At 73.6% G+C, this 23750-nt stretch carries 25 protein-coding genes and 1 riboswitch; of the genes, 8 read left to right on the top strand and 17 right to left on the bottom strand.

The features are described 5' to 3' along the window. Positions 1 to 26: 26 nt before the first annotated feature. Positions 27 to 497 carry a copper chaperone PCu(A)C gene (locus ACFVT2_RS09355; protein ID WP_390014203.1) on the top strand — a complete coding sequence of 157 codons (471 nt, stop codon included), beginning with the start codon at positions 27 to 29 and terminating at the stop codon, positions 495 to 497. A gap of 88 nt (positions 498 to 585) precedes the next feature. Here ACFVT2_RS09355 and ACFVT2_RS09350 read toward each other — a convergent pair whose 3' ends face one another. Continuing rightward, on the bottom strand, positions 586 to 1290 hold the full coding sequence (locus tag ACFVT2_RS09350) for a sigma-70 family RNA polymerase sigma factor (protein ID WP_390014200.1): 705 nt from the start codon (positions 1288 to 1290) through the stop codon (positions 586 to 588). A 49-nt stretch (positions 1291 to 1339) separates the two neighbouring features. Here ACFVT2_RS09350 and ACFVT2_RS09345 point away from each other — a divergent pair, with 49 nt between their 5' ends. After that, the gene (locus ACFVT2_RS09345; RefSeq protein WP_390014198.1) at positions 1340 to 1585 is read left to right on the top strand and encodes a zf-HC2 domain-containing protein; all 246 of its coding nucleotides are present in this window, start codon (positions 1340 to 1342) and stop codon (positions 1583 to 1585) included. A 238-nt stretch (positions 1586 to 1823) separates the two neighbouring features. On the opposite strand, the gene ACFVT2_RS09340 is transcribed toward ACFVT2_RS09345, so the two are convergent. The 14 genes from ACFVT2_RS09340 to ACFVT2_RS09275 all read right to left on the bottom strand — a co-directional run bounded on the left by ACFVT2_RS09340 (position 1824) and on the right by ACFVT2_RS09275 (position 16311). Beyond that, on the bottom strand, positions 1824 to 2585 hold the full coding sequence (locus ACFVT2_RS09340) for a PE-PGRS family protein (RefSeq protein ID WP_390014196.1): 762 nt from the start codon (positions 2583 to 2585) through the stop codon (positions 1824 to 1826). Positions 2586 to 2935: 350 nt separating this feature from the next. Next, the gene (locus ACFVT2_RS09335) at positions 2936 to 3694 is read right to left on the bottom strand and encodes an Asp/Glu racemase (RefSeq protein WP_390014193.1); all 759 of its coding nucleotides are present in this window, start codon (positions 3692 to 3694) and stop codon (positions 2936 to 2938) included. A gap of 84 nt (positions 3695 to 3778) precedes the next feature. Next, positions 3779 to 4291, bottom strand: a complete 513-nt coding sequence (locus ACFVT2_RS09330; RefSeq protein ID WP_390014191.1) for a MarR family winged helix-turn-helix transcriptional regulator — start codon at positions 4289 to 4291, stop codon at positions 3779 to 3781. A 53-nt stretch (positions 4292 to 4344) separates the two neighbouring features. Continuing rightward, the gene (locus ACFVT2_RS09325) at positions 4345 to 5244 is read right to left on the bottom strand and encodes an alpha/beta fold hydrolase (protein WP_390014188.1); all 900 of its coding nucleotides are present in this window, start codon (positions 5242 to 5244) and stop codon (positions 4345 to 4347) included. An 88-nt stretch (positions 5245 to 5332) separates the two neighbouring features. Beyond that, the gene (locus tag ACFVT2_RS09320; RefSeq protein WP_390014186.1) at positions 5333 to 5983 is read right to left on the bottom strand and encodes an isochorismatase family protein; all 651 of its coding nucleotides are present in this window, start codon (positions 5981 to 5983) and stop codon (positions 5333 to 5335) included. After that, a complete protein-coding gene (locus ACFVT2_RS09315) occupies positions 5980 to 6663 on the bottom strand; it encodes an SRPBCC family protein (RefSeq protein ID WP_390014183.1) in 684 nt (227 codons plus the stop codon). The genes ACFVT2_RS09320 and ACFVT2_RS09315 overlap by 4 nt, the downstream gene beginning before the upstream one ends. Continuing rightward, positions 6663 to 7298: a (2Fe-2S)-binding protein gene (locus ACFVT2_RS09310; protein ID WP_390014181.1), complete on the bottom strand. Its 636-nt coding sequence runs from the start codon at positions 7296 to 7298 to the stop codon at positions 6663 to 6665. Before ACFVT2_RS09310 ends, ACFVT2_RS09315 begins: the two co-directional genes overlap by 1 nt. Then, positions 7295 to 9688, bottom strand: coding sequence for a xanthine dehydrogenase family protein molybdopterin-binding subunit (locus tag ACFVT2_RS09305; protein ID WP_390014179.1), 2394 nt, complete (start codon positions 9686 to 9688; stop codon positions 7295 to 7297). The genes ACFVT2_RS09310 and ACFVT2_RS09305 overlap by 4 nt, the downstream gene beginning before the upstream one ends. After that, a complete protein-coding gene (locus ACFVT2_RS09300) occupies positions 9685 to 10560 on the bottom strand; it encodes an FAD binding domain-containing protein (protein WP_390014177.1) in 876 nt (291 codons plus the stop codon). The genes ACFVT2_RS09305 and ACFVT2_RS09300 overlap by 4 nt, the downstream gene beginning before the upstream one ends. 44 nt (positions 10561 to 10604) lie before the next feature. Then, positions 10605 to 12065, bottom strand: coding sequence for an MFS transporter (locus ACFVT2_RS09295; protein ID WP_390014175.1), 1461 nt, complete (start codon positions 12063 to 12065; stop codon positions 10605 to 10607). Between the two features lie 116 nt (positions 12066 to 12181). Then, the gene (locus tag ACFVT2_RS09290; protein ID WP_390014173.1) at positions 12182 to 13450 is read right to left on the bottom strand and encodes an FAD-dependent monooxygenase; all 1269 of its coding nucleotides are present in this window, start codon (positions 13448 to 13450) and stop codon (positions 12182 to 12184) included. A 55-nt stretch (positions 13451 to 13505) separates the two neighbouring features. Then, positions 13506 to 14555 (bottom strand): hypothetical protein, encoded by a 1050-nt coding sequence (locus ACFVT2_RS09285; protein ID WP_390014170.1) that lies wholly within the window; start codon positions 14553 to 14555, stop codon positions 13506 to 13508. Positions 14556 to 14896: 341 nt separating this feature from the next. Continuing rightward, positions 14897 to 15115 (bottom strand): ferredoxin, encoded by a 219-nt coding sequence (locus tag ACFVT2_RS09280; protein ID WP_390014167.1) that lies wholly within the window; start codon positions 15113 to 15115, stop codon positions 14897 to 14899. A 5-nt stretch (positions 15116 to 15120) separates the two neighbouring features. Further along, positions 15121 to 16311, bottom strand: coding sequence for a cytochrome P450 (locus tag ACFVT2_RS09275; protein WP_390014165.1), 1191 nt, complete (start codon positions 16309 to 16311; stop codon positions 15121 to 15123). Between the two features lie 146 nt (positions 16312 to 16457). Between ACFVT2_RS09275 and ACFVT2_RS09270 the strand changes: the two genes are divergently transcribed. Both ACFVT2_RS09270 and ACFVT2_RS09265 read left to right on the top strand, forming a co-directional pair. Further along, the gene (locus ACFVT2_RS09270; RefSeq protein WP_390014162.1) at positions 16458 to 17078 is read left to right on the top strand and encodes a TetR family transcriptional regulator; all 621 of its coding nucleotides are present in this window, start codon (positions 16458 to 16460) and stop codon (positions 17076 to 17078) included. A gap of 150 nt (positions 17079 to 17228) precedes the next feature. Further along, complete coding sequence (locus tag ACFVT2_RS09265) at positions 17229 to 17696, top strand: hypothetical protein (RefSeq protein WP_390014160.1); 468 nt, start codon at positions 17229 to 17231, stop codon at positions 17694 to 17696. 84 nt (positions 17697 to 17780) lie between these two features. On the opposite strand, the gene ACFVT2_RS09260 is transcribed toward ACFVT2_RS09265, so the two are convergent. After that, positions 17781 to 18179: a hypothetical protein gene (locus ACFVT2_RS09260; RefSeq protein WP_390014157.1), complete on the bottom strand. Its 399-nt coding sequence runs from the start codon at positions 18177 to 18179 to the stop codon at positions 17781 to 17783. Between the two features lie 175 nt (positions 18180 to 18354). Here ACFVT2_RS09260 and ACFVT2_RS09255 point away from each other — a divergent pair, with 175 nt between their 5' ends. Together ACFVT2_RS09255 and ACFVT2_RS09250 are read left to right on the top strand one after the other, a co-directional pair. Beyond that, a complete protein-coding gene (locus ACFVT2_RS09255) occupies positions 18355 to 19422 on the top strand; it encodes a hypothetical protein (RefSeq protein WP_390014155.1) in 1068 nt (355 codons plus the stop codon). 67 nt (positions 19423 to 19489) lie between these two features. Continuing rightward, a riboswitch (ZMP/ZTP riboswitch) is annotated at positions 19490 to 19577 on the top strand. 27 nt (positions 19578 to 19604) lie between these two features. Further along, positions 19605 to 20474 (top strand): bifunctional 5,10-methylenetetrahydrofolate dehydrogenase/5,10-methenyltetrahydrofolate cyclohydrolase, encoded by an 870-nt coding sequence (locus ACFVT2_RS09250; RefSeq protein WP_390014152.1) that lies wholly within the window; start codon positions 19605 to 19607, stop codon positions 20472 to 20474. 7 nt (positions 20475 to 20481) lie between these two features. Here the strand turns inward: ACFVT2_RS09250 and ACFVT2_RS09245 are convergent, their stop codons facing one another. Beyond that, positions 20482 to 20925 (bottom strand): hypothetical protein, encoded by a 444-nt coding sequence (locus ACFVT2_RS09245; RefSeq protein WP_390014150.1) that lies wholly within the window; start codon positions 20923 to 20925, stop codon positions 20482 to 20484. Positions 20926 to 21341: 416 nt separating this feature from the next. Here ACFVT2_RS09245 and ACFVT2_RS09240 point away from each other — a divergent pair, with 416 nt between their 5' ends. Next, positions 21342 to 22730, top strand: a complete 1389-nt coding sequence (locus ACFVT2_RS09240) for a DUF5685 family protein (RefSeq protein ID WP_390014147.1) — start codon at positions 21342 to 21344, stop codon at positions 22728 to 22730. A 363-nt stretch (positions 22731 to 23093) separates the two neighbouring features. Then, complete coding sequence (locus tag ACFVT2_RS09235) at positions 23094 to 23606, top strand: GNAT family N-acetyltransferase (protein ID WP_390014144.1); 513 nt, start codon at positions 23094 to 23096, stop codon at positions 23604 to 23606. Positions 23607 to 23750 lie beyond the last annotated feature (144 nt).

Genomic DNA, 23750 nt, shown 5'->3' with positions numbered 1-23750 from the left:
GGCGGGGGCTTCCTCGGAGGTTTCCGATGAACCGCTCACGCCTCCTCGCCGGCGCCGTGCCGCTCCTCACCTGCCTGGCGACCCTCGGCACCCTCACCGCCTGGACCGCCACCGGCAACGCGGGTACCCCGGCCCGGCTCAGCGCCACCGACGGCCGGGTACTGATCCCCGCCGGGAACGACGCCACCGCCGCTTTCTTCACCCTCCGCAACACCGGGACGGCGAACGACGTCCTCACCGCCGTCACCGGCCCGCCCGGTCACCGCACGATGCTCAGCCGCGACGTCGCCATCGGCCGCAACGCCCGGTCCATGGCCATGGCCGAGGGCGCCACCGTCCCCGCCGGCGGCACGTTGACCATGACCCCGACCACCCTCGACATCATGATCAGCCCGCCGCCCCGGCTCGCCCCCGGTGACCGCCTGACCTTCACCCTCCACTTCCGCGACAGCCCGCCGCTGACCGTTGACGCCCGAGCGGTACGCCCCGGCCAGTAGCGGACCGGAGCGCACCGCGCCGTCACCGGGGCCCACGGGCGGACCACCGCCCGCCCGTGGGCCCCGTCGGCCTGCCGCGTCCGGCCGGTCAGGCCAGGGCGGTGGCGAGCCGGCGCGGCTGCCGGTCACCCGGCCCCGGTCTCCGGTGCGGTACGTCGTGCGGGGCCGCGGTCGCCGTCCGGTGCTGACCGACCCCGTCGGCCCGCACCACGGACCCGGCGCCGGTCTCGCCCCCGGTCCCCGCTTCCGCCTCCGCCTCCGCCAGCAGCGCGATCAGCGTCTCCCGGGCGCGGGCCACCCGCGAGCGCACCGTCCCCACCGGACAGCCCATCACCCCGGCCGCCGCCGCGTACGACAGTCCCAACTGCTGCGTCAGCACGAACGCCTCCCGCCGCTGCGCGGACAGCGCCGCCAACAGTTCGGCCAGCGCGATGCCCTCCTCGAAGCCCGGCACCCCGCGCGGCTGGACCCGCTCGGCGGCGGACTGCCAGTCGTCGGTCGCCGACAGCCGCGGCCGGACCGCATGGGTGCGGATCCGGTCCACCACCACCCGCCGGGCGATCGTCAGCAGCCAGGTCCGCGCCGACGACCGGCCCTCGAACCGCGGCAGGCTGCGCAGCGCCCGCACATAGGTGTCCTGCACCAGGTCGTCGGCGGCCTGGGCCTCCCCGCTGAGGTGCGTCACATAGCGCCGCACATCGAGTTGGGTGGCCCGGACGAACTGCTCCACGGCCCGCTCGTCGCCGTCCCGGGCGGCCAGCGCCCAGCCCGTCACCGTCTCGTCGTCACGCATTCCGGAACCGCCCCTCGCCGGTCCGGACCAATTCGGGGAGGATGGGGGCATGCTCTGCTCGCGCATCCGTACGGCACTCTCCGCCCGCCTCGACGGAGAGGCGCTGCCCCCGGGGTTCACCGCCCGCCGTCTCGACGACCACCTCGCGGGCTGTCACGACTGCCGTCAATGGGAGGCCGGCGCACGAGCGCTGACCGCGGCCCTCGGCCACGCCACCGCGTCCCCGGCCGACGGCGACCCGGCGGCCGAAGAGGCGCTGCTCGCCCACCTCCGGCCGGGACGACGGGCGGGCTGAGCGGCCGGGGAGCGCCGGGCGCCCGGCAGGGCTCTCCCACTGACGGGGAACGGACACCGGCAGCGGCGCCACCGGCATCCGGACAGGAATCATCATCTGGAGTCCTCTGGAGTCCTTCGCGTGATCCGGTCACCGCGCGACGGCGCGGACGACCGGTGAAGTCGGAGCCGGGACACCGGGCACGGGGCAACAGCCCCTGCGCCTACCGTCGGTCCGGCTCGGGAATTCGACCGTGCTGTCAGACGACAGCCGGTTCACGCGGGGGACCCCGCAAGGACATCGCATGGGCCAGCAGCAACTGCCGCACCGCGCACCGCGGCTCCTGCCGGGCGGGCCGCGGGACCGGGCCGGAGGCGGGCAGCGCCACCCGCAGTACCAGGAGCAGCGGCGCGAACAGCCAGGCGGACACGCTCCGGACGAGCCGGAACGCCGCCCGCTCCCCGCCCCACAGCCACCACGCGCTGACCAGTGCGACCAGCAGGTGCGCCGCGAGCATGCCGCCGGCGCTGCCGTGCATGCCCATATGCGACATGCCGGACGACGGCTCCATCGAAGCCATGGACCCCACGGACCCCATGGACCCCATGGACCCCATCGAACCAGTCGTGCCCATCTGGCTCATCTGGCCCATCGGTGACAGCGCCCGCGCCGCGTCGATGTCGGCGAGGGACAGTCCCTGGGCGCCGCAGAGCCAGGTGTTCGCCCAGGCGCGGGCGAGGGACGCCCGGTCCGGGCCGGCGCCGGCCACCGTCTGTCCCAGGGAGAACGCGCTGTGCAGGGCGGCTTGGGCGCCGACGGTCAGCAGACCCACCGCCACCGGACCGCGTTCACGTCCGGCCAGGCACCAGGCACCGGCCGCCGTCGCAGCACCGGCCGCGAGCAGCATCCAGCCGGGCACCGCGGCATCCGACATCACCGCGTGCCCGAGTGCAGCCAGGAGCACGCAGACCGCCGCGAACACCGCGGCGCGCAGTCCCCTGAGAACGTGCCCCGCATCCATGACAGGCCCCATCGTCGCACCTCGCCCCCGGAAGGGAACCAGGAGGGGCGGAAGAGGCGCACAACGGGGCACCGGCACCCCTACGGAGCCACGTCCTCCGGCTGCGCGCCGCCAACACCGTGAGCCGCACGGTTTCGCCGGACGCCGCACCGGACCCGCACCCGGCGAGCCCGAACGCCGCCGTGCCCGCCATGCCGGCCGTCCGGGAGAGAAAGACCCGTCGACGCACTGCTGCTGTCACCTCATACCTGCGCTGCGGAAGGTCGGACCAGCCCACCGGGCGCGTTGGCGGCGCCGCCCGTGATGCCGAGCGGAACCGGTGGACGGGTCAACCTCGGCGCCCCGCGCCGCTATCCGGCCAGTGCGCCGCTCAGCAGCCGGCCGGCCCCCGGAACGCGGGCCTCCAGGCCCAGTTCGCCCAGTACGCGGTAGGCGGTCGCGGTCGCCGCCGACAGCACCGGCAACCCGGCCGCGTCCTCGACCGGCTGGATCGCGGCCAGCGACGGCATCTGGACGCACGCCGAGAGCACCAGGGCGTCCGCCCGCCGCAGATCCAGCCGCCGCCAGTGGTCCAGCAGCGCACCGGGATCGAGCCGGGCGACCGCCAGATTGTCCGGAACCTCCAGGCTCAGCGCGTCCACCACCTCCACCCCGGCGTCCTCGATGTACGCGGTGACCAGCGCCGTCAGCTCCTTCACGTACGGCGTGACCACCGCGATCCGGCGGGCACCCAGGGCCGCTATCCCCGCCAGCAGGGCGCCCGCACTGGAGACCACCGGCGCCGCCGCACCCTGTGCGCGCAGCACACCGGCGATCTCCGCCTCGGCCGTGCAGTGATGGCCGGGCCCCTGCGCCATGATGGCGACCAGGCAGGCGGAGGCGACGACATCGGGCCGGGCGTCGGCGAGTTCCGCCGCGGCCCGCTCCGTCTGGGCGTTCATCTCCCGCAGTTGCTCGGGCGTGACGTGCCGCATCCGCATCCGGCTGCTGTGGAAGACGAAGCGGTCCTCGGGGTGCACGGCCTCCCGGTCGCGCAGCATCCGCGGCAGCTCGGTCTCCATGGTCAGGTTCGAACTGGGCACGATCAGGCCGATGTGACGGTCCGTCACGGGGTCCTCCTCAGGACGTACGGCGTACGCGGACGTACGCGGCCATACCGGGATGAGGCACCCGCGCGGTGGGCCGGGTGCCGGTCAGAAGTCCCCGGCCAGGCCCTCCCAGTGGTCGGCCAGGGACGTCAGCAGGTGCATCACGTCGGCGCGCTGCCCGGCGTCGTACGGCGCCAACAGCCGCTCGTCCAACCGCCGGGCCCGGTCGTGAGCGGCGCGCAGCGTGCGCTTGCCCTCCTCGGTCAGGAACAGCAGCTTGCGGCGACCGTCGGCGGTGTCGGTGCGGCGGACTATCAGGCCCCGGCTCTCCAGGCGCCGGGCCACGTCCGCCATCGTGGACGTGTCCAGCGCCACCGCCGTGGCCATCGACCGCTGGTCCCGCCCCGGCGTCGCGTCCACCGCGGTCAGCACCGCGAACTGTGGCCCGGTGAGCGTCGGATCGACCGCGCGCACCCACACGGCCAGATACGCCTGGTAGAGCCGGCGCACCTGATAGCCGGGCGCCGCCGTCAGGGCCTGCGGAATCGCCACCCCGGAATCGGCGGTGCGGGGAGCCGCGGGGGAACCGGGCGCGGAAGATGTGGTCTCGTCAGCCATGGGGCAACTCAATCACGGTGCGCCGGGCCGGTCCCCGCGGATGGTCATCATGTTCACGCCAGCATGGGACGCAGTGCCGCACGCAGCGCGTCCAGCGCGGCCGGCGGGTTGTCCCAGAAGATCATGTGGCCCGCGTCCGGGACCGCCGTCACCGTGGCCGACGGCAGCAGCGCCCGCGCCTCCGCGGCCCCCGCCGCCGTGACCACCGGGCTCTGCGCGCCGTACAACAGCGCCGTGGGGCCGGTGACCTCCGGCCACCAGTCGAAGAAGTCCTCGGTCTCGAAACCGCGGTGGGTGGCGGTGATCGCCCGCCGGTCGCAACTGGACAGCCACCGCGCCCGCAGCTCCTGTTCGCGGCGCGGCCACCGCGGCCACGACCGGGCCACCTCGTCGGCGTCCGTACCGCGTTCGGCCTCCGCCAACTGCCCGAGGAACGCCGCCAGCGCGGTCGGGTACGGACCGCGACCCGGCCCGCTCAGCGGCGGATCGGCCAGTACGCTGCCGCCGAGCGTCACCTTGCCGCGCGCCGCGACCACCGCGGCGATCCGCGCGCCCAGGGAATGCCCGAAAAGCAGCGGCCGGGCCAACCCGAGCCCCTCGATCACCGCCTCGGTGTCCTCGGCGTACGCCTCCAGTCCGTAACCACGCGCGTCGTCACCACCGCCCTCCGGGCCGTCACCGCAGACGTCCGACAGTCCGCGCCCGCGAACGTCGACCACCAACGGCCGTACCAGATCGGTGAGTTCGCGGGCGACGAAGTCCATGGTGACGGCCGGACTGGTGATGCCCGGCAGGACGACCAGCGCGGGTCCGCCACCGCCGTAGTCCAGCACGTGCAGCCGGGTGACCCCCGAGCGCACCCATCGGCTGGTGGCGGGCACGTCGGCCAGGTCCGCGAGCGCGGACTGCCGCACGAACCGGGAGGGCGGGGCGGACCGTGGGGAGTGCGGCATGGGGACACCTTCCTGACGGAGGACGGGAGGGGAGGGCGGGAGGGGAGGCGGCGCAGGGAGGGTGCGGCGGGTTGGTGGGCGGGTCGGTTCAACCGCCCACCAACCCGCCCAGATAGCCGACCGCGTCCTCCAGCGCGATGACATCGCCGTACTTGGCCTGGATGTCGAAGAGGGCCGCATCGTGCGGGCCCACCGCCCGGTCCCCGACGCACTCCCGCGGGACCAGCACCGGGAAGCCGGACTGCACCGCATCGACCGCCGTGGCCCGCACGCAGCCGCTGGTGGTCGCGCCGCACACCACCGCGGTGTTGCAGCCGAGCGCGGTCAGAGTGGCGGCCAACGAGGTGCCGAAGAACGCCGAGGCGCCCTTCTTCACCACCAGCGGGTCGGTCTCCCGCCGCGGCAGCCGCGGATCGACCGCGACCGCCTCGCTGCCCTCCAACAACGCGCCCAGCCCCGGCGCCTTGCGCAGCCAGGAGATGTGGCCACCGGACACCTCGGCGGGCGCATAGGCGATCGCGGTGAACACCACCGGAACGCCGGCGGGCCGGCCCGCCTCGATCAGTCGGGCGGTGGCCCCGACGGCCCCGCTCAGATCGGCACCGGTCGGGAAGCGGTCCTCGGTGAACCCCCGGGTCAGATCGACGACGATGAGCGCGGGCCGCTGTCCGCGGCGCACCGGGGCGCCGAACCCGGCCCGCTCATAGGTACGGTCGGTGGCCGTTCCGTAGTGGCTCATGAGTGCCCCCGCCGCAGCGTCTTGAGCTCCCGCCGCATCCCGGCGAGCCGCCCCAGCAGCCACCCCTCGCACACCCCGACCGCGAACGCCGCGGCCAGCGGCCCGTACTTGACCAGCACCGGCCCGACGGCGGGACCGAACAGCACTGACAGCCCATCAATCTCGCGTGTCACACCGATAGTTGACGGATGTGGTGTCTGTGGAGACGTGGGTGCCGGCGCGGCGTCGCCGTTCCGCTCCGCCTCCAGCAGCCCGCCCAGGTTCCGGGCGAACTGCTCCAGGATGCGCGTCGAGACGGTTCCGATCGCGCCCTTCCCGAACTGGGCCAGCTTGCCGCGGATCACCAGATCCGTGACCAGTTCCAGCCGCGCCCCCTCCGGCGCCTCGGCGACGGTCAGCGTCACCTCCGCCTCCGCGTCACCGTTCCCGTGGGCATCCGCCCCGCGGGCCTGCACCCGTAGCCGCCGGCCTTCGGCGTCGGTCTCCAGGAACCGCACGGTGCCGGCGTACGCGGCCGTGACCGGCCCGACCTTGACCCGGACCCGGCCCTGCCAGGCGTCGCCGTCCCGACCGTCGAGCACCGCGCCCGGCATGCAGGACGCCACCCGTTCCACGTCGTTGACCAGCGCGAACACCGCATCCGGCGGTGCCTTTACCGGCACCGTGTTGCTGAGCTGCATCACTTCTCCTTCCGGGCGTCCGACCTGGCGTCCGACCGGGCGGCCCGCTCGGTGCGGCGGGCCGCGGCGCAGTGCTCGATCGCCTCGACGATGGGCTGATATCCGGTGCACCGGCACAGGTTGGCGGCCACCACCTCGCGGATCTCCTCCTTGTCGGGGTCCGGCCGCTCGGCGAGGAACCCCTCGGCGAGCATCAGGAATCCCGGGGTGCAGAAGCCGCACTGGAGGGCGTGGTGGGCCCGGAACGCGCGGTGGAGATCGCTCAGTTGGCCGGCGGGATCGCGGACCCCGTCCGGCGCGTCCGGCGCTCCCGCCGACAGCGCCTCGACGGTGCGGATCCGCGCCCCCTCCGCCTGGGCCGCGAACATCAGACAGGACCGCACCGGCCGCCCGTCGACCAGGACCGTGCAGGCGCCGCAGATGCCGTGCTCGCAGCCGACATGGGTACCGGTCAGCCGCAGTTCGTGGCGGAGCACGTCCACCAGCGTGCGGCGCGGTTCGGTGATCACCTCGTGCCGCTCCCCGTTCACGTCCAGCACCATCAGCTGGAGTTCCCGCTCCGCCAGCGGCGCGGAGTCCGGAGGAGCGGTGGCGTCCGGTGAAGCGGCGGCGGGTGGCTGCGGGCGGGTCGTCATCGGGCGCTCTCCTCGTAGTGCCGGCGGTGCAGCGCGCGGTGCACCGTCTCGGGGGTGATCGGGGTGTCGTCCACTTCCACGCCGGTGGCGCGCAGGGCGTCGTTGACGGCGTTGAGCACGGCCGCGGGGGCGCCGATCGTGCCGCCCTCGCCCGTGCCCTTGGCGCCGGTCTCGGTGAAGGCGCACGGCGTCTCCAGATGGTGGATCGCCACCTCGGGGATCTCGTGCGCGGTGGGCACCTTGTAGTCCATGAAGCTGGTCGCCGACGGCTCACCCTGGGCGTCGTAGGTGACCTGCTCGAACAGCGCCCCGGCGATGCCCTGGGCGATCCCGCCCCGGCACTGGCCCGCCACCACCTGCGGGTTGATGGCCACTCCGCAGTCCTCGACGCAGACGTAGCGCAGGATCTCCACCCGGCCGGTGTCCTCGTGGAGTTCGACGACGGTGCCGTGGGTGGCGTTGGAGAACGTCCCGTCGTTGAAGACGTCGAAGGTGGCGGTCGCGGTGAGCCCCGGTTCGATGTCCTTGGGCAGCAGATCGACGCGCAGGTAGGCGAGTTCCGCCAGTTCGGGGTAGCCGATCGCGGTGCCTGGGGCGTCCCGGCGCAGCACCTCACCGTGGCCGAGGACGGTCTCCGCCACGGGGACCTCCCAGCGGGCCGCCGCGATGGCGCGCAGCTTCTCGCCGAGCCGCCCGGCGGCCAGCCGGACGGCGCTGCCGCCGACCACGATGGACCGGCTGGCGAAGGTGCCCCAGCCGTAGGCGATCCGGTCGGTGTCGCCCTGGTGGAGCCGCACCTTGTCCAGGTCCAGGCCGAGCCGTTCGGCGACGATCTGCGCCATGGTCGTCTCGTGGCTCTGCCCGTGGCTCATCGTGCCGGTGGTGACGGTCACCGCCCCGCCGGGATCCATCCGCACCTCGGAGAGGTCGAAGCCGGGGACGACCGCCATCTTCCGCTGGGCGAACGCGGCCGAGCCGTAGCCGGTGCGCTCGCTGAAGCAGGAGTAGCCGATGCCCAGGTGCCGGCCCTCGGCCCGGGCCGTGCGCTGCCGCTCGTACCAGCCCTCGGCGCGCAGCGTCCGCTCGCACAGGTCCAGCGACTCCCGGTAGGAACCGGGGTCGTAGGTGATGCCGTTGACCCCGGTGTAGGGGAAGTCGGTGATCAGGTTGCGGCGGCGGATCTCCACCGGGTCGAGGTCCAACTCCCGGGCCGCGCGCTCGAACAGCCGCTCCACGACCATCACGTACTGCGGCCGGCTGACCCCGCGGTACGGCGCGGTCGGTGCCTTGTTGGTGGCGACGGCCCGGCCGCGCACCCGGTAGGCGGGCACCTTGTAGACCCCCGGCATCTCCGCCGCGGCCATCAGCGGTTCGATGCCGGCGGTGAACGGATAGCAGGAGTAGGCGCCCGTGTCGCACACCACGTCCGCGTCCAGCGCCAGGATCCGGCCCGTCGCGTCGAAGGCGGCCCGTACGTCGTAGTGCTGCTCGCGGGCCAGGAAGGACGCCGAGAGCGCGTCCTTGCGGTCCTCGATCCACTTCACCGGGCGGCGCAGCCGGAGCGCGGCCGCCGCCGTCGCGATCTCCTCCCGCCCCACCACGCACTTCAACCCGAAGCCGCCGCCCATATCGGGCACCACCACCCGCACCGCCCGCTCATCCAGCCGCAGGCACCGCGACGCCACCGTCCGTACCTGGTGCGGGACTTGACTACAGGTGTGGAGGACCAACTGCTCCTCCCGGTCGTCCCAGTGCGCCACCGCGCCCCGGGTCTCCAGTGGCAGGGCGTTCTGCCGTCCGGTGCGGGCCTCGACCCGGACGACGCGGTCGGCGGCGGCGAAGACCTCGTCGATGCCGTCGGTGGCGAACAGTTCCACGTCGACCAGCGTGTTCCGCGCGGCCGCGGCGTGCAGCAGCGGCGCGCCGTCGGCCAGCGCCGCCGCCGCACCGGTCACCGGCGGACGGACGGCGTAGCGGACCCGGGCCGCCTCGATCCCGTCCTCGGCGGCGTAGGCGTCCCGGGCGACCACGATCGCCACCGGCTCGCCGACGTAACGCACCCGGTCCCGGGCCAGCACCGGCATCGCCGTGGGCACGAACTCCTCGGGCGAACGCGCCAGTTGGGCGGTGATGTCGCCCATCGCGAGATCGTCCGCGGTGTACGCGGCGACCACGCCCGGCACCGCGCGCACCCCGCTCAGATCGATCCCGGTGAGTTCGCCGTGGGCGACCGTGCTGCGGACGAACTGCGCGTGCAGCATGCCCGGCAGGGCGATGTCGTCGACGAACCGGCCGCGCCCGGTCAGCAGCCGGGGGTCCTCCCGACGCGGTACGGACCGTCCGATCAGCTTTCCCTCGCCCCCCTGTGCACCGTCCTCGACGTGCCTCATCGCGACCCCGCCTCCCTCGGCTCCGTCGTTCCGCTCGCTTCCGCGCACGCCCGCTCGACCAGGGCCCGGATGAGCTGCCGGCGGTAGGCCGCACTGCCGTCCGCATCGTCCGGGGGGTCGGCGGCCGCGGCGGCCGCGGCCGCACAGTCGGCGAACGAGCCGCCGTCGGTTAGTACCGCCTCGGCCTCCGGTACCCGCACCGGCACCGGCGCCACCCCGCCGAGCCCCACCCGGCCACCGCGCACCCGGGCCCCCTCGACGTCGAGGTCCACCACCGCCGACACCAGCGCGAAGTCCCCTTTGCGTACGGCGAATTCGGTGAGCGCGGCGTGCGGAGCGGGCCGCGGGAAGACGACCTCGGTCAGCAACTCGTCGGGTGCCAGGACGCTGGTGTACGGGCCGAGGAAGAACTCCCCGGCCGGGATGCGCCGTGCTCCGCCGGGTCCGGTGGCGACGAGCCGGGCGCCGAGGGTGACCGCGAGCAGACACCATTCGGCGGTCGCGTCGGCGTGCGCGAGGCTGCCGCCGACCGTTCCGCGGGTCCGGATCGGCAGGTGGCCGATCCACCCCATGGCCCGGCGCAGCACCGCGAACCCCGCGCCCAGCACCTCGTCGGCGGCGGTCTCGACGGTGTGATGCGTGGTCAGCGCCCCGATGTGCAGGGCGCCGTCGGGGTCGACGCCGAGGTGGTCGAGTTCGCGCAGGGCGCCGATGTCGACGAGGTGGTCGGGCCGGGCCAGCCGGAAGTTCATCATCGCGACCAGGCTCTGGCCGCCGGCGATGACCTTGGCGTCCTCGCCCAGTTCGGCCAGCAGCTCGGTGGTGCCGTGGACGTCGCGGGCCCGGTGGTAGCGGAAGGGGGCGGGTTTCATGGGGTTCCTGTTCGTGTCGTCCGGCGGGTCCCGGCGGAGTGTGGTCAGGAGGGTTGCCGGCGGGTCGTCGTCAGGGCGGTACCGGACGGGGCGGGCGGGCCCGCCGTGCCGTGGTCGGCGTCCGGTGCGGCCCGGTGGGCGCCCGGGGCGTGGCCGGCTTCCGGTTCGTCGTCCAGTGCCCGCCCCTTGGTCTCCGGTGCCGCCACCGCCATCCAGCCGACCGCCGCCAACACCGCCAGCCCCAGCACCCCGAACGTCAGCGGCAGCCCCAGCACCGGCCACAGCACCGAGCCGAACACCAGCGGCGCGAAACCGGTGAGCACCCGGCTGACCGAGGAGGCCCACCCGAAGCCACTGGCCCGCAGCCGCGTCGGGTACAGCTCGGCGACATAGGCGTACAGCGCCGGGATCGCCAACTGCATCAGGAAGCCGAAGACCGCGAGGGCCGCCACCGACGCCGTGGGCACCTTCATCACCAGCGCGAACACCACCAGCGCCAGCGCGCCCAGCGGCGCCGAGAGCCCGATCAGCCACTTGCGGCCGATCACCTCCACCAGCGCCGTGGACACCAACACCCCGACGATGCCCACCCCGCTCATGACCGTGGTGCCCATGAACGCCGCGGTACCGTCCAGCCCCTGGTCCTTGAGGATCGACGGCAGCCAGCTCAGCGCCGCGTAGTACACCAGCATCACGGCGGCGAACAGCAGCCAGGCGGCCGAGGTGATCCGCGGGCTGAACGCCCAGATCCGACCGAGCTGTTCGGCCACCGCCCGCGGCCCACGGGCCCCCGGTACGGCCACCGGCGCCGGGATCGCGTACGGCTCGGGCGTCGCCCCCGTACGGGCCACCAGCGCGTCGATGACCACCCGGGCCTCCGCCTCCCGGCCCTGCTTGGCGAGGTGCACCGGCGACTCCGGCACGCCCCGGCGCACCCAGAACAGCAGCAGCGCCGGCAGGCTCATCACCGCGAGCATCCAGCGCCAGTTGTCCGCCGCCGGCAGCAGTGCCGTCGAGACCAGCCCGCACAGCGTCACTCCGATCGGCCACCAGGCGTCCAACGCGGTCAGCACCCGCCCCCGGTGCCTGCGCGGCGCGAACTCGCCCACCAGCGCGTAGTCCACCGGGATGCACCCGCCGAGCCCTACCCCGGCCGCGAACCGCAGCGCCAGGAACACCGGGTACGACGGGGCGAGCGCGCCCAGCACCGAGAACAGCGCGAAGATCAACAGGGTGACGCTGAACGCCCGCTTCCGGCCGATCCGGTCCGCCACCGCGCCCCAGGCGACCGCTCCCACGGCCATCCCCACCAGGTTGGCGGTGGCGACCAGCCCGCGATCGGCCGGTGCCAGCCGGAAGTGCTCGCCCAGCAGCGGCATCAGGAAGCCGTTGAGGGCGATGTCATACGCATCGAAGAGGTAGCCGAGGCCACCGATGAGGAAGATCCTGCCTTGGACCCCCCACTTCCAGGGGAGTTCCTGGACGATCTGATCGCCGGTTTTCACGTTCGCTCCAGGTGGGTGTACGGACCGGACGCGGACAGCATGCCCGCACCCGTGCGGACACCGGGGTGGGGACCCGGGGACACCGGGGTGGGGACCCGGCGGGCGCGCGAAGGGGCTCAGCGGGCGAACGGGTAGGAGAACGCGACCTGGTCGGGGTCGTTGAGCGGGGTGCCGCGCCACAGCCAGTCGTAGGACAGGTCCGACTCCCCGTCGAAGCGGCGCAGTCGGGCGTCCCGGGCGCGCTGCTCCGGACCGTCGGGGAAGTGGTAGAAGGTCTTGTTCTGCAAGGACGCCTCCTGCACCATCCCGGCGTGCTTGGCGCGCCGGTCGACGTACCGGCGCAGCGCCTCCGGCACCCCCGGGACGGTCACCGCCCCCAGCTCCTCCGCCAGCACCGCGGCGTCCTCCATCGCCTGCGAGGCCCCCTGCGCCTGGTAGGGGAGCATGGCGTGGCAGGCGTCGCCGAGCAGCGCCACATGCCCGTCCGTCCAGACCGGATCCCGCCGCCGGTGGTACAGCGCGAAGCAACTGACGTTCTCCTTGGCCTTGGAGAGCATCGCGGGTACCCGGTCGTCCCAGTCGGGGAAGGCGTCCACCAGGTCCTGCGGGGAGGCGGCCGCCGTCCACCTCTCGACGACCTCGTCGGTGCACGGCACGCAGGCGACCACGTTCAGGTACTCGCCACCGCGGATCAGATAGTGGACGAGGTGCCGCTCCGGCCCGTACCAGATGGTGCTCTGGAAGCGGTCCATCAGCCAGCGGGTGGCCGGGTCGGCGGCGATCAGTTCGCCCGGGATGAGCGCCCGGTAGGCCATCTCACCGGAGAACAGCAGGGTGTCGGGCGCGCCCATCAGCTCCCGCACCCGCGAGCGGACGCCGTCGGCCCCGATCAGCACGTCGCCGGCGAACCGCCGCCCGTCGTCGGTTGTCACCACCGGCCGCTCGGGCCGGGTGCGGTCCAGTTCGACGACCCGACTCGCGGTGTGGATCGCCACCACCGGGCCGGGACCGGCCGGATCGAGACATGCGTCCATGATCACCCGGTGCAGATCGGCCCGGTGGTAGTGCCAGTACGGGGCGTTGAACCGGTCCTTGCAGGACTGGCCGAGCGGGGTGAGCGCCACCACGCTGCCGTCCTGCCAACGGCGCCGCACCTGGTCGAGCGGTTCGGTGTGGATGGCTTCGAGCTGCCGGCGCAGGCCCAGCCCGAGCAGGATCCGGCTGGCGTTGGGCGCGGTCTGGATGCCGGCGCCGACCTCGCCGAGCTGCGGTGCCTGTTCCAGGACGGTGACCCGCAGACCGCGCTGGCGCAGGGCCAGCGCCGCGGTCAGGCCGCCGAGACCGCCGCCGGTGATGGTGACTTCGTAGGACTGACTGGGCGTCACTCTTCCTCCAAGGCGTTCCTCGCGCACACGACGGGACAGCGGATGCGGCGGCCGGTCAGCCTCCGGCGGTCCGGACGTCGTCGGCGAGTCGGCCGTCGACCACCACGTCCGTCCCGTCGACCGCCACCGAGCAGCCGCGCATCGCGATGTCGAGGTGCGCGTACGACTCGCGCCCCAGCACCGGGTGCGGGCCCGTCGACCACAGGAAGTTGCCGGCGAAGGCCCGGGCGTCCATGCCCATCAGCTGGTCCTTGCCGTACATCGCGGTGGCGAACCAGTCGGCGGTCCGCATCAGCCCCCAGCCCATGTGCGACAGGCTGCGCGCCCAGGTGTCCCGGGAGTCCTCGAAGAACGTGCCGAGCAGGTCGGCCTCGGCGCCGCCGCTGACCTTCTCGATGTGCCCGCCGGCGATCCGGAGCGTCACCGGCTCGCGGACGTACTCCTTGAACGGCAGCAGGATGTCGCCCGGCGCCAGCACGATCTGCCCGTCGGAGATCTCCGGCCAACACAGCACCATGGTGCTCGGCCAGTGGTCCCACCGACCCGGATCGTCGGCGAAGCCGCACTGGAACTCCGGTTTGGAGCCGCTGAGTTGGACGGTCAGATCGGTGCCGGCGGTGGACCGCACCCGCATCTCCGAGGACCGCTTGAGCAGTTCGACACCGCGCAGCACCTCGACCTTGTCCGCCTCCTTGGGGAGGTTGCGGATCAGCACCTCGGGCGCGTCGCAGACGAAGAGGATCCGGGTGCCGGTCCGCAGGATCTCCTGCTGGACCGGGGCGTGGATGAAGCCCTCGCGGGTCAGATCGACCACCAGGTCCGCGGATTTGAGCAGGTCCTGGGCGGTGGTGTCGTTGAGGACCGAGGTCAGGCCGGGGCCGGCGCCGGTGTGCGTACTGGGTATCGGCGCGGGGGTGCCGCCGGGTACGGTCGCCGCGATGACGTGCGCACCGCACGCCTTGGCCGCACCGAACGCGGCCGCGACGTAGTCGCCGCGGCTGTCCGGCTCGGCCAGCACCACGACGTGTTCGTCGCTGCGCAGTCTGCACAGCCGCAGCTGTCGGGTGAAGGCGTCGAGCAGATCGACGGACGAGAGGTCGAACACGAGGACCCTCCAGAGAACGAGTTCGGGGGCTGGGTGGTCGTTGTCGCGCGGGGGAACCGGCCGGGGGAGAGGCGCCTCCCCGCGTCCGGCGGCGTGCTGCCGGCCCGTCGCCATGGGCCTGCGGACATGCTCTGATCTGCGGTGATGCGATGGCGCTCGGCATCCCGGCAGAGATAATCCGAACACGTACTATCTCGGCTTGGCAAGGGGTGCGCGCCGAGTTCGCCCACCCGGATCCCCGATCGACCGTCAGGACCACCGCCCCGCCCGTCCGGCCCGGGCCCGCGCACGCGAAGCGGGGCGCGGCCCCCGGCCACGCCCCGCCAACTACCCCTGGATCCCTACGGTCGGGGCCCGATCACCTGCCCGGACGCGTCCCGCACCGTGATGGCCATCGCCGGACACACCTCGGCCGCGTCCAGCGCCCGCTCGTCCTCCGCGATCTCCTCCTGCGCCGCCCGGGCGTGCGGTCCGTCCAGGACGAACAGGTCCGGCGCGATCGCCGGGCAGGAGCCCGAGGCGATGCACAGCCCCGGATCGATCTCCACCTTCCAGGCCACCGCGGTCACCACCCCACCGGCAGGACCCGTGGACCGCGCACCAGCATCTGGGTCTTCCACTCCACGTCGCCGGCCACGTGCAACCCGGGGAACCGGGTGATCAGGGCGGAGATCGCCTCCTGGAGCTCCAGTCGGGCCAGTGGCGCACCCAGGCAGTGGTGGACGCCGTGCCCGAAGCCGAGGTGCTGGGTGCCGGTCCGCCGGACATCCAGCTTCCCCGGCCCGTCGAACCGCAGCGCATCGCGGTTGGCCGCGCCCATCGCGACCAGCACGGGCTCGCCGGCCCGCACCAGCGTGCCTCCGACATCGATGTCCTCGGTGGCGTACCGCGGCTGGCCCGCACCGCTCCCCAGGGGGACGAAGCGCAGTAATTCCTCCACGGCGCCCCCGATCAGCTCGGGCTGCTCCCGCAGGACGGCCAGCTGGTCGGGGTGGTCCAGCAGTGCCAGTACGAAGTTGGGGATCTGGGTGGCGGTGGTCTCGTGCCCGGCGACCAGGATCCCCACGCACAGATCGACCAGTTCGAGCTCCGAGAGCCGGTCGTTCACATCGCGGGCGTCGATCAGCGCGGTCATCAGGTCGTCCTGCGGATCCTGCCGGTGCTGATCGATCAACTTCCCCATGTACGCGCGGAGTTCCTCGCGATTGGCGTCGAACTCCTCGGCGGTCAGGGAACTCGTCGACAGGGCCGCGTCGCTCCAGGCCCGGAACTGCGGCCGGTCCTCGGTCGGCACCCCGAGCAGCCGGCAGATGACCGCCACCGGGATGGGCAGGGCGTACCGGTCGACGAGGTCCGCCGGCGGCCCGGCCGCCTCCAGCTCGTCGAGCAGCTCCCGGGTCAGCTCCTTGACCTGCGGCCGGAGCTTCTCGACCTGACGGACCGTGAACGCCTTGGCCACCAGGGTGCGCAACCGGGTGTGGTCCGGCGGATCCATGCTCAGGATGCCGCTGTTGCGGCTCCCCTCGGACTGCCGGGGCTCGTCGTGCCGGGCCCCCTCGGCCCGGCTGAACCGCTGGTCGCCGAGGACGAACCGGGCCTCGGCGTACCGCGTGACGAGCCAGGCCGGCTCGCCGTACGCCAGCTGGACCTTGAGCAGACCGGGGCGGTTGCGCACCCGTTCGTACTCTGCCGAAAGATCAAGGCTCTCAGCGATGTTGAAGGGGTAGGAGAGGGGTGCTGTGTCGGCTGTGGTCACGGTGACCTCCCTTGTGTAAGCACCTGCTTACATACCTACCGTAGGACGCGCGCTCGGGGCGGTCAACGATGTATTGCGGCCGTCGTCGTGACCGGCCGCGGCGGCGCACGACGATCATCGGACGGACCGACGGAAAAGGAGTGGCGATGGCGGAGGCAATGGGGCGCGCAGTGGGGGAGACCTCGCGGAGCGGCACCACCGGCGAACACCGCCGGGACGCACAGGGCACCCGGCGGCTGCTGCTCGACGCAGCTTCGGAACTCTTCGCCGAACGCGGCTACGAGCGCGCGACGGTACGCGACATCGCGGCCCGGGCCGGCGTCAACCAGGCCCTGCTGTTCCGCTACTTCGGCTCGAAGAAGGCCCTGTTCGGGGAGGTGATGGCGCGCGGCGGCCACGAACAACTGCGCACCACCCCCGCGGAGCGGCTGTTCGAGGTCGCCCTGCGCGGCATGCTCGCCGAGGGCGGCGGCCCCGGCGCCGACCGGTCGCTGGAGGTCTGCCTCCGCTCCATCGGCGGCAGCGACGAAATCGCCGAGGCGCTACGGGGACTTGGCGATGAGTACGCCGACGTGCTGGCCACCCTCTCCCGGGCCGACGACGGTGCGCTGCGCGGCGATCTGGCGCTGTCCTGGTTGCTGGGCATCGGCCTGATGCGGGTGGTGGTCGGCAAGGAGCCGTTGGCCAGTGCCGATCCGGACATCGTCTGCCAACTGGTGGGGGAGGCCCTGGGCACCTTGCTGGAGAGTCTGCCGAAGACGGAGTGACACCGACCGGGCCGGCGCGGTGCCGCGGTCCGGCCCGTGCTGCGTTCCGGTGACCCTCCGGCGGGTCGCCGCGCGGGGCCGGATGGCCGACTTATTGTCGCGCTTGCAGGAGAATGTTCCTTTTCTGCCCAGCTGAGTAAAGGTGGAACAATGCTTCGTTCGATTCCCCGCGGGCTCGCGGTGGCCGGCCTCGCCGCGGCCGCCCTGGTGGTCCCGACGGCGGGCGCCGCGACCGCGGTCCCCGGCAACGCCCCGGCCCCGCTGTGCTCCGGACACAGCCAGTGCCACCACCACCAGGGTCGCCACGCCCACGGCGGCAGCCACGGGGGCCGACCGGGTCACCGCGTCGCTCACGAGGGCCGACACGGGCACGGCCGCTACGACGACGACTACGGGCGCGGCAGCGACAACCGCCGCTACGACGACGATGACTCCGGCCGGGGCGACGAGGGGTACGGCCGCCGCGACGACGAGGGCCGCCGCAGCGACGAAGGTCGCCGCAAGGACGACGACCGCCGCAAGGACGACTCGCGTCGCGGTGGCAACGAAGAGGAGCGCCGTGCCGACGGCCTGGGCCGGAGCGGCCTCCTCGGCCTCGACTTCCTCGGCATCCTCTAGTAGGCGCCCCGTAGCGTCGCCGCCTCGGTGGGCCCGGGTCCGGTACCCGGGCCCACCGGCATGCGGGCGTAACGCCCCGGGGGCTTACGGGTGGGCGACCGGTCTCAACCCGCCGTGCACCGGCGCCAGTTCGGTCGCGTACGGAGCGGTCGGCGCCGGAATCGTCCGGCGTGCCGGCAGTACGTCAGGGGCCCGGTGCGGCCGCAGTGCGGTGAGCGCGAGTTCGGTCTCCTCCATCAGCGCCCGGTAGGACACCAGCCGCTGCCACTCGGGATCGGCGACCCCGGGCACCGTCGCGGCCCGTTCCGTCCAGATCTTCACCAGCCCCGCGTACACGGGCGTCTGCCGGATGACTTCGGCGTTGATCCGCGGCGGCGCGGGGACGGCCTCCGCGCCGGGGCGGGCGGGCTGGTCCACCGGCGGGCGGGGGACGAAAGCGGTCCGGCCATGGCCGGCAACGGTGACGGATGACGGAGCACTCATGGCCGTAGAAACGATGCGTCTTGTCGATCGGTCACTGCGCACGCCCCCGGTCGGCCCCTCGCGGCCCCTCTCATAACATCCCAAAGTAGTGCGCGCGATGCAGGGAATATCACCTCTTACAGTGATCTCTCGTTGAGAACCGGACCAACACCGGCCAAAAACCGTTGTCGCTGACATGGAACCGAGGGAGTTGTGGGAGCGCCACGCGGTACTCGCACAGGCGTTTTGCATCAGCGATGACGAGGTCCGCCGGACGCAAGGACTCCTCGACGAGGCGGAGGCCCGCCGCTCGCGGACCCTGGCCGCCTTCGCGGTGACTGTGGGCAGCGACGAAGTGGTCGCCGATCTGCTCGGCCTCGACGCCCGCGAGGTGCGCCTGGCCCGCCGTACCGTCGGCAAGGACGACGCCCGTGCGGTGGCCAAGAGCCTGCTCGACGAGTCGGCCCGGGAGCGCCGCGCCGCGCGCCGCCCCGACGCCCCGGAGAAGCCGGAGAGGCCCGCGCCGGCCCGCCCCACCCCGCCGGCCGTCGCCGCAGCGGCAGCCGCTGCGGCCGCGGCCGCGATCGGCAATGGCTGGCCCCGGGCCACCACCGCCGGCAGCGCGACCTCCGTTCCCGCCGCCCCGGCCGCCCCGGCCGCCCCGCCCGACACCGTCCCCCGTGTTCCACCCCGCCCGGCTCCGCCCGCGCCCACCCCCACCCCCACCCCCGCGCCCGGGCCCGTCACTGAGCCGGCCTGGTCACCGGCGCTGGACGCGGTCCTGGTGCACAGCCACCACACCGGCGCCGACCTCAGCGCACTCGCCGCCGAACTGGGCCTGGACGTGGCCATCCTGGCCGCCCGCGCGCACCAACTCGCCGTCGAGTCCCACACCGCCCGGCCCCCCGCCCCGGACCGGATCGGCCGCCACCGCCGGATGGCCGACGTCCAGCCCGCGGCCCCCTCGGACACCGGCCACTTCTCTCACACCGAGGCACCACCGCCCCCGCCCCCGTACGAGCCGCACACCTCCTGGGGGTCACCCGCCCACCCCACCCCCTGGACGGCATCCCAGGATCCCTACGCCGCCTGGGCGCCACAGGAGACCCACAACCCGTGGGCGTCCCCACCGCCACCGGTGCCCCAGGCGCCCGCCTGGGACCCCAGCGCCGTCACCGTCGCCCAGCACGACTGGGACGGCATCCTCAGCCAGTGGGAGGCCGCCACGTCGCCGTACACCAGCCCCGGCCACCAATTCCCCTGACGCCGGGGCACGCACCACCGCGCACGAACGCCCGTTCCCGTCCCCGCGCGGCCATCGCCTAAAGTGGTGCGCGAGCCGTGACTGGCGCTTGGGTGGGGTACCACCGGGGAGCGGCTCGACCTGTTTGGTCAATGCCGTGCGCCTGGGCGATCCCGTACGACGTACGACGCTCAGGAGGCGCCATGTCGCAGACCACGTCCCCCACCGCCCGCCTGATGGACGGCAGCGCGCTCGCCCGCCACATGGTCGAAGAGGCCGCCGAACGCGCCGCGGCGCTCACCGCGCGCACCGGACAGGCCCCCTGCCTGGCCACCGTCCTCGTGGGCGACGCCCCCGCCTCGGTGACCTACGTACGGATGAAGCGCAACCGCTGCGCCAAGGCCGGCATCCGGTCGCGGCACATCGCGCTCCCGGCCGACACCACCACCGCCCAACTCGTCGACACGATCGGTGAGCTGTCGGCCGACCCCGGCGTGCACGGCATCCTGCTCCAGCATCCGGTCGGCCCGCACATCGACGAGCGCGCCGCCTTCGAGGCCATCGCGCCCGAGAAGGACGTCGACGGGGTCACCGCGCACTCCTTCGCCGCGATGAGCCTGGGCATGACGGGCTTCGCCTCCTGCACCCCCGGCGGCATCATGAGCCTCCTGGACCACTACGACGTCGACCTGACCGGAAAGCACGCGGTGGTCGTCGGGCGCAGCGCGATCCTCGGCAAGCCCGTGGGGATGCTGCTGCTGGGCCGCAACGCCACGGTCACCTACTGCCACTCCCGCACCGCCGACCTCACCGCCCACACCCGGGAGGCCGATGTGCTGATCGCCGCGGTGGGCCGTGCCCGGTTCCTGCACGGCGATCAGCTCAAGCCGGGCGCCGTCGTCATCGACGCCGGCTACAACCCCGGCAACGTCGGCGACGTGGACTTCGCGTCGGCGGCCGCGGTCGCGAGCCTGATCACCCCCGTGCCCGGCGGGGTCGGCCCGATGACCATCGCCACCCTCCTCACCCAGACCGTCGAGGCGGCGACCCGGCAGCTGGGGGCGGTGGGCTGACGCCTGGTCAGGCCACCGTGACCGTGACCTTCCAGACCACGACCACGTGCGGGCAGAGGGAGCCGGGCGCGGCGTGACAGGTCCGCCGCGCGGTGAGCGCGGCGGTGCCCCGCCCGGCTGCGGTGAAACGCCCCGTGGCGCTCCCGGTCGGCGTCGTACCGGCCGCCGGCCGGCTGAGCACCGCGGGGTCGCCGGAGGCCGGAGCGCTCCAGGCGAAGGCGGTACCGCGGCCACGCGCACCGGTGAGCCGGACCTCGACCACGTCCCCGGGGTGCACGGTGAGCGCCCGGCCGTCGTCCCCGTTGGTGAGCACGACGCGGTGGGCCGCCGGGGCCGGGTGGTCCCCGAGGGCGGTCGGGCCAGGGGTGGCCGGCGCCGCGGCGCAGACCGTTCCCGCGCCCAGCACCGCACCTGCGACACACACCGCGGCCAGATACCTCATCGCCTTCATGACTCTCCAAAATCCAGGAAAAGACTGCGGGTTGGGTGCCGGTCCCCCTCGCGGCCCGGTCGTCCGCGGCACGGCGCGGTCATGTTCCCAGCCGGGGCGAGACCGCGGTATCAGCAGAAAGGGTGAAAGGGGAGGGGTAGTGGGTGGTTCTGTCCCGGCCGTTGGCCAACTGGCGTCCAGGTCGGCGGACTTGAAGGGGCGGGCGACTCGGGGCGGGGCGGTGCCCCGGGTCGGTACGGATGGTGGGGGCCGGGCGACGGGGCGGGCGGTGGTGCCGGCCCTGGTCGGGGCGTTGCGAAGCCCTGGGTGACGTTTGGCCCGAGGGGTGTGTGCGCAGGTCACGGGCCCGATGGGTAGCATTCCCTGCCGCCGCTGCCGTCGGCTCATGTTCATGTCACACGGGGGTTTGCTCTTACATGTTCGGAATCGTCAGGCCCTGTTCCCATCGCCTGTCCCAAGGGCTCAAGACGGAGTGGATGGCCCACTTGTGCGGCCTCTGCCTCGCGTTGCGCGCCGACCACGGCCAGTTCGCCCGCATCGTCACCAACTACGACGGACTGATCGTGTCCGTGCTGACGGACGCCCAGTCCGGCCGGGCCGAGCTCCGGCGGCGTACCGCCGGCCCCTGCCCGCTGCGCGGGATGCGGACCGCCTCGGTCGCCCGGGGCGAGGGGGCGCGACTGGCCGCGTCGGTCTCCCTGGTCCTCGCCTCGGCGAAGATCCGCGACCACGTCGCCGACGGGAACGGGATGTTGCGCCGCCGCCCGATGGCCGTCGCGGCACGACGGGTCGCCGCGGGCTGGGACCGGGCCGGTGCGCGTACCGGCGCCAGGCTCGGCTTCGACACCGCCGTCCTCGTCGATGCGGTCGACCGGCAGGTGGGCATCGAGCAACTGGCCGGGCCCGGTACGCCGTTGACGGTGATCACCGAACCGACCGAGACGGCGACCGCCGCCGCCTTCGCGCACACCGCGGTACTGGCCGCCCGGCCCGGAAACGCCGCGCCGCTGGCCGAGGCCGGCCGGCTCTTCGGCCGGCTCGCCCACCTCCTCGACGCCGTGGAGGACCGGACGGCGGACGCCGCCGAGGGCGCCTGGAACCCGATCACCGCCACCGGCGCCGGCCTGGCCGAGGCCCGGCGGCTGTGCGATGACGCACTGCGCGGCATCCGGCTCGCGCTGCGCGATGTGGAGTTCACCGACTCCGCCCTGGTCCATGTGCTGCTGGTGCACGAGTTGCGGCGCTCGGTGGACCGCGCGTTCGGGACGTCCTCCTGCTCCCACCAGGGCCCCGGGGCGGCACCCGGTCCCTACGACCCCCAGGGCGGGAACCCCTACGGGAACAACCCCTACGGAAACCCGTACGGGGGCGGGCCCAACGGGGCGCCCCCGTACGGCCAGCCGCCGGCCGGCGGCCCGTACGCCGGCGGCCAGCAGTACCTGAACGCCCCGCAGACCCCGTCCGGCGGCGGATCGGTCCCGCCCGGTGGATCGGGCGGCGGTGGTTACGGTGGCGGAGCCGGCGGCGGTGATGGCCAGCCGCCCCGGTTCTTCTCCCCGGAGCCGAGGAAGCCCCGCGGCTTCTGGGCGGGCTGCGCGCTCGCCGTCGGGCTGTGCTGCACCTGCAAGGTCTGCTGCGCATCGGAGTTCGAGGGGCCGTGGTCCGGCAAGAAGCGGGAGGGCTGCTGCCACAGCTGCGACTCCTGTGACTGCTGCGATTCCTGCAACTGCTGCGATGGCTGCGACTGCTGCTCCGGGTGCTGCGACGGCTGCGATTGTTGCGATGGCTGCTGCTGCGACTGCTGAGGGACGCCTCGGGCCGGAAAAGCGTTGGTGGGGCTTTTCGCGCGGGTGTTAGCGTCGGCCTCGCCGTGTCGCCCGGGCGCGCGGCCAGGACGATACGGACCGAGGGGGAGATGAGTTGATGACTGTCACGGAGCCCACCGCCACATGCGGTGCCCGGACCGTCCCCATCTCCCGGGCCCCGGGTCCGACCTGAGCGTTCCGCCAACCGGCGGCCGCCCGACCGCGTGCGGATCGGGCGGTCCCACTCGGGCCCGCGAACAGGGTACGGATGACCGCTACGCCGGCCACGTGCTGCGCCCGAGCCCCGACGCAACGCCCACCCGCGGAGCCGCACCCCGCTCCGCACCCGAGAACGGAACCACCATGACCACCATCTGGAGCACCCGCTCCGAGACGTCCGACGACGCCGCCGCGATCCGCGCGATCAACCTCGCCGCGTTCCCCACTGCCGACGAGGCCGACCTGGTCGACGCCCTGCGCGCGGACCCCGATGCCTGGATCGACGGCCTCTCCCTGGTCGCCCAGGCACCGGACGGCACCCTCGCCGGGCACGCCCTGCTCACCCGCTGTCACCTCGACGGTCGGCCCGCACTGGCCCTGGCCCCCTGCGCGGTGATGCCGGCGTACCAGCGCCAGGGCGCCGGGACGGCCGCCGTCCGGGCCGCGCTCGACGCCGCCCGGGCGCACGGGGAAAGCCTGGTGGTGGTCCTCGGCCACCCCGCCTACTACCCGCGGTTCGGCTTCGTCCCGGCCTCCCGCTTCGGCATCCGGGCTCCGTTCGACGTCCCCGACGAGGCGCTGATGGCCCTCACCCTGGACGCGTCCCGACCCGTGCCGAGCGGAGTGATCCGGTACGCGGCGGCCTTCGGCGTCTGACGGGCGTCCGGCGGGGCTACCGGCGGATGGGGCCTGCGGGCTTCCGCGCGCATCCCGCCGGGTTTCCGTACGGCGTCGCCCGGCTTCCGGTCGGTCCCGGCCGAGGACCGGTGTGCCCGCCCGCTGGCTGCGGGCGGGCACACC

This window comes from Streptomyces sp. NPDC058000 (assembly GCF_042886435.1).
Taxonomy (GTDB): domain Bacteria; phylum Actinomycetota; class Actinomycetes; order Streptomycetales; family Streptomycetaceae; genus Streptomyces.
Note: the sequence above shows the minus strand (reverse complement) of the source record. Positions and strands in the feature narration are given on the sequence as shown.

Excerpts from the sequence above, each read along its gene's own strand:
- ACFVT2_RS09355 (WP_390014203.1), top strand. The coding sequence starts at position 27 with ATGAACCGCTCACGCCTCCTCGCCGGCGCCGTGCCGCTCCTCACCTGC.
- ACFVT2_RS09350 (WP_390014200.1), bottom strand. The coding sequence starts at position 1,290 with ATGCGTGACGACGAGACGGTGACGGGCTGGGCGCTGGCCGCCCGGGAC.
- ACFVT2_RS09345 (WP_390014198.1), top strand. The coding sequence starts at position 1,340 with ATGCTCTGCTCGCGCATCCGTACGGCACTCTCCGCCCGCCTCGACGGA.
- ACFVT2_RS09340 (WP_390014196.1), bottom strand. The coding sequence starts at position 2,585 with ATGGATGCGGGGCACGTTCTCAGGGGACTGCGCGCCGCGGTGTTCGCG.
- ACFVT2_RS09330 (WP_390014191.1), bottom strand. The coding sequence starts at position 4,291 with ATGGCTGACGAGACCACATCTTCCGCGCCCGGTTCCCCCGCGGCTCCC.
- ACFVT2_RS09325 (WP_390014188.1), bottom strand. The coding sequence starts at position 5,244 with ATGCCGCACTCCCCACGGTCCGCCCCGCCCTCCCGGTTCGTGCGGCAG.
- ACFVT2_RS09320 (WP_390014186.1), bottom strand. The coding sequence starts at position 5,983 with ATGAGCCACTACGGAACGGCCACCGACCGTACCTATGAGCGGGCCGGG.
- ACFVT2_RS09315 (WP_390014183.1), bottom strand. The coding sequence starts at position 6,663 with ATGCAGCTCAGCAACACGGTGCCGGTAAAGGCACCGCCGGATGCGGTG.
- ACFVT2_RS09310 (WP_390014181.1), bottom strand. The coding sequence starts at position 7,298 with ATGACGACCCGCCCGCAGCCACCCGCCGCCGCTTCACCGGACGCCACC.
- ACFVT2_RS09305 (WP_390014179.1), bottom strand. The coding sequence starts at position 9,688 with ATGAGGCACGTCGAGGACGGTGCACAGGGGGGCGAGGGAAAGCTGATC.
- ACFVT2_RS09300 (WP_390014177.1), bottom strand. The coding sequence starts at position 10,560 with ATGAAACCCGCCCCCTTCCGCTACCACCGGGCCCGCGACGTCCACGGC.
- ACFVT2_RS09270 (WP_390014162.1), top strand. The coding sequence starts at position 16,458 with ATGGCGGAGGCAATGGGGCGCGCAGTGGGGGAGACCTCGCGGAGCGGC.
- ACFVT2_RS09265 (WP_390014160.1), top strand. The coding sequence starts at position 17,229 with ATGCTTCGTTCGATTCCCCGCGGGCTCGCGGTGGCCGGCCTCGCCGCG.
- ACFVT2_RS09260 (WP_390014157.1), bottom strand. The coding sequence starts at position 18,179 with ATGAGTGCTCCGTCATCCGTCACCGTTGCCGGCCATGGCCGGACCGCT.
- ACFVT2_RS09255 (WP_390014155.1), top strand. The coding sequence starts at position 18,355 with ATGGAACCGAGGGAGTTGTGGGAGCGCCACGCGGTACTCGCACAGGCG.
- ACFVT2_RS09250 (WP_390014152.1), top strand. The coding sequence starts at position 19,605 with ATGTCGCAGACCACGTCCCCCACCGCCCGCCTGATGGACGGCAGCGCG.
- ACFVT2_RS09245 (WP_390014150.1), bottom strand. The coding sequence starts at position 20,925 with ATGAAGGCGATGAGGTATCTGGCCGCGGTGTGTGTCGCAGGTGCGGTG.
- ACFVT2_RS09240 (WP_390014147.1), top strand. The coding sequence starts at position 21,342 with ATGTTCGGAATCGTCAGGCCCTGTTCCCATCGCCTGTCCCAAGGGCTC.
- ACFVT2_RS09235 (WP_390014144.1), top strand. The coding sequence starts at position 23,094 with ATGACCACCATCTGGAGCACCCGCTCCGAGACGTCCGACGACGCCGCC.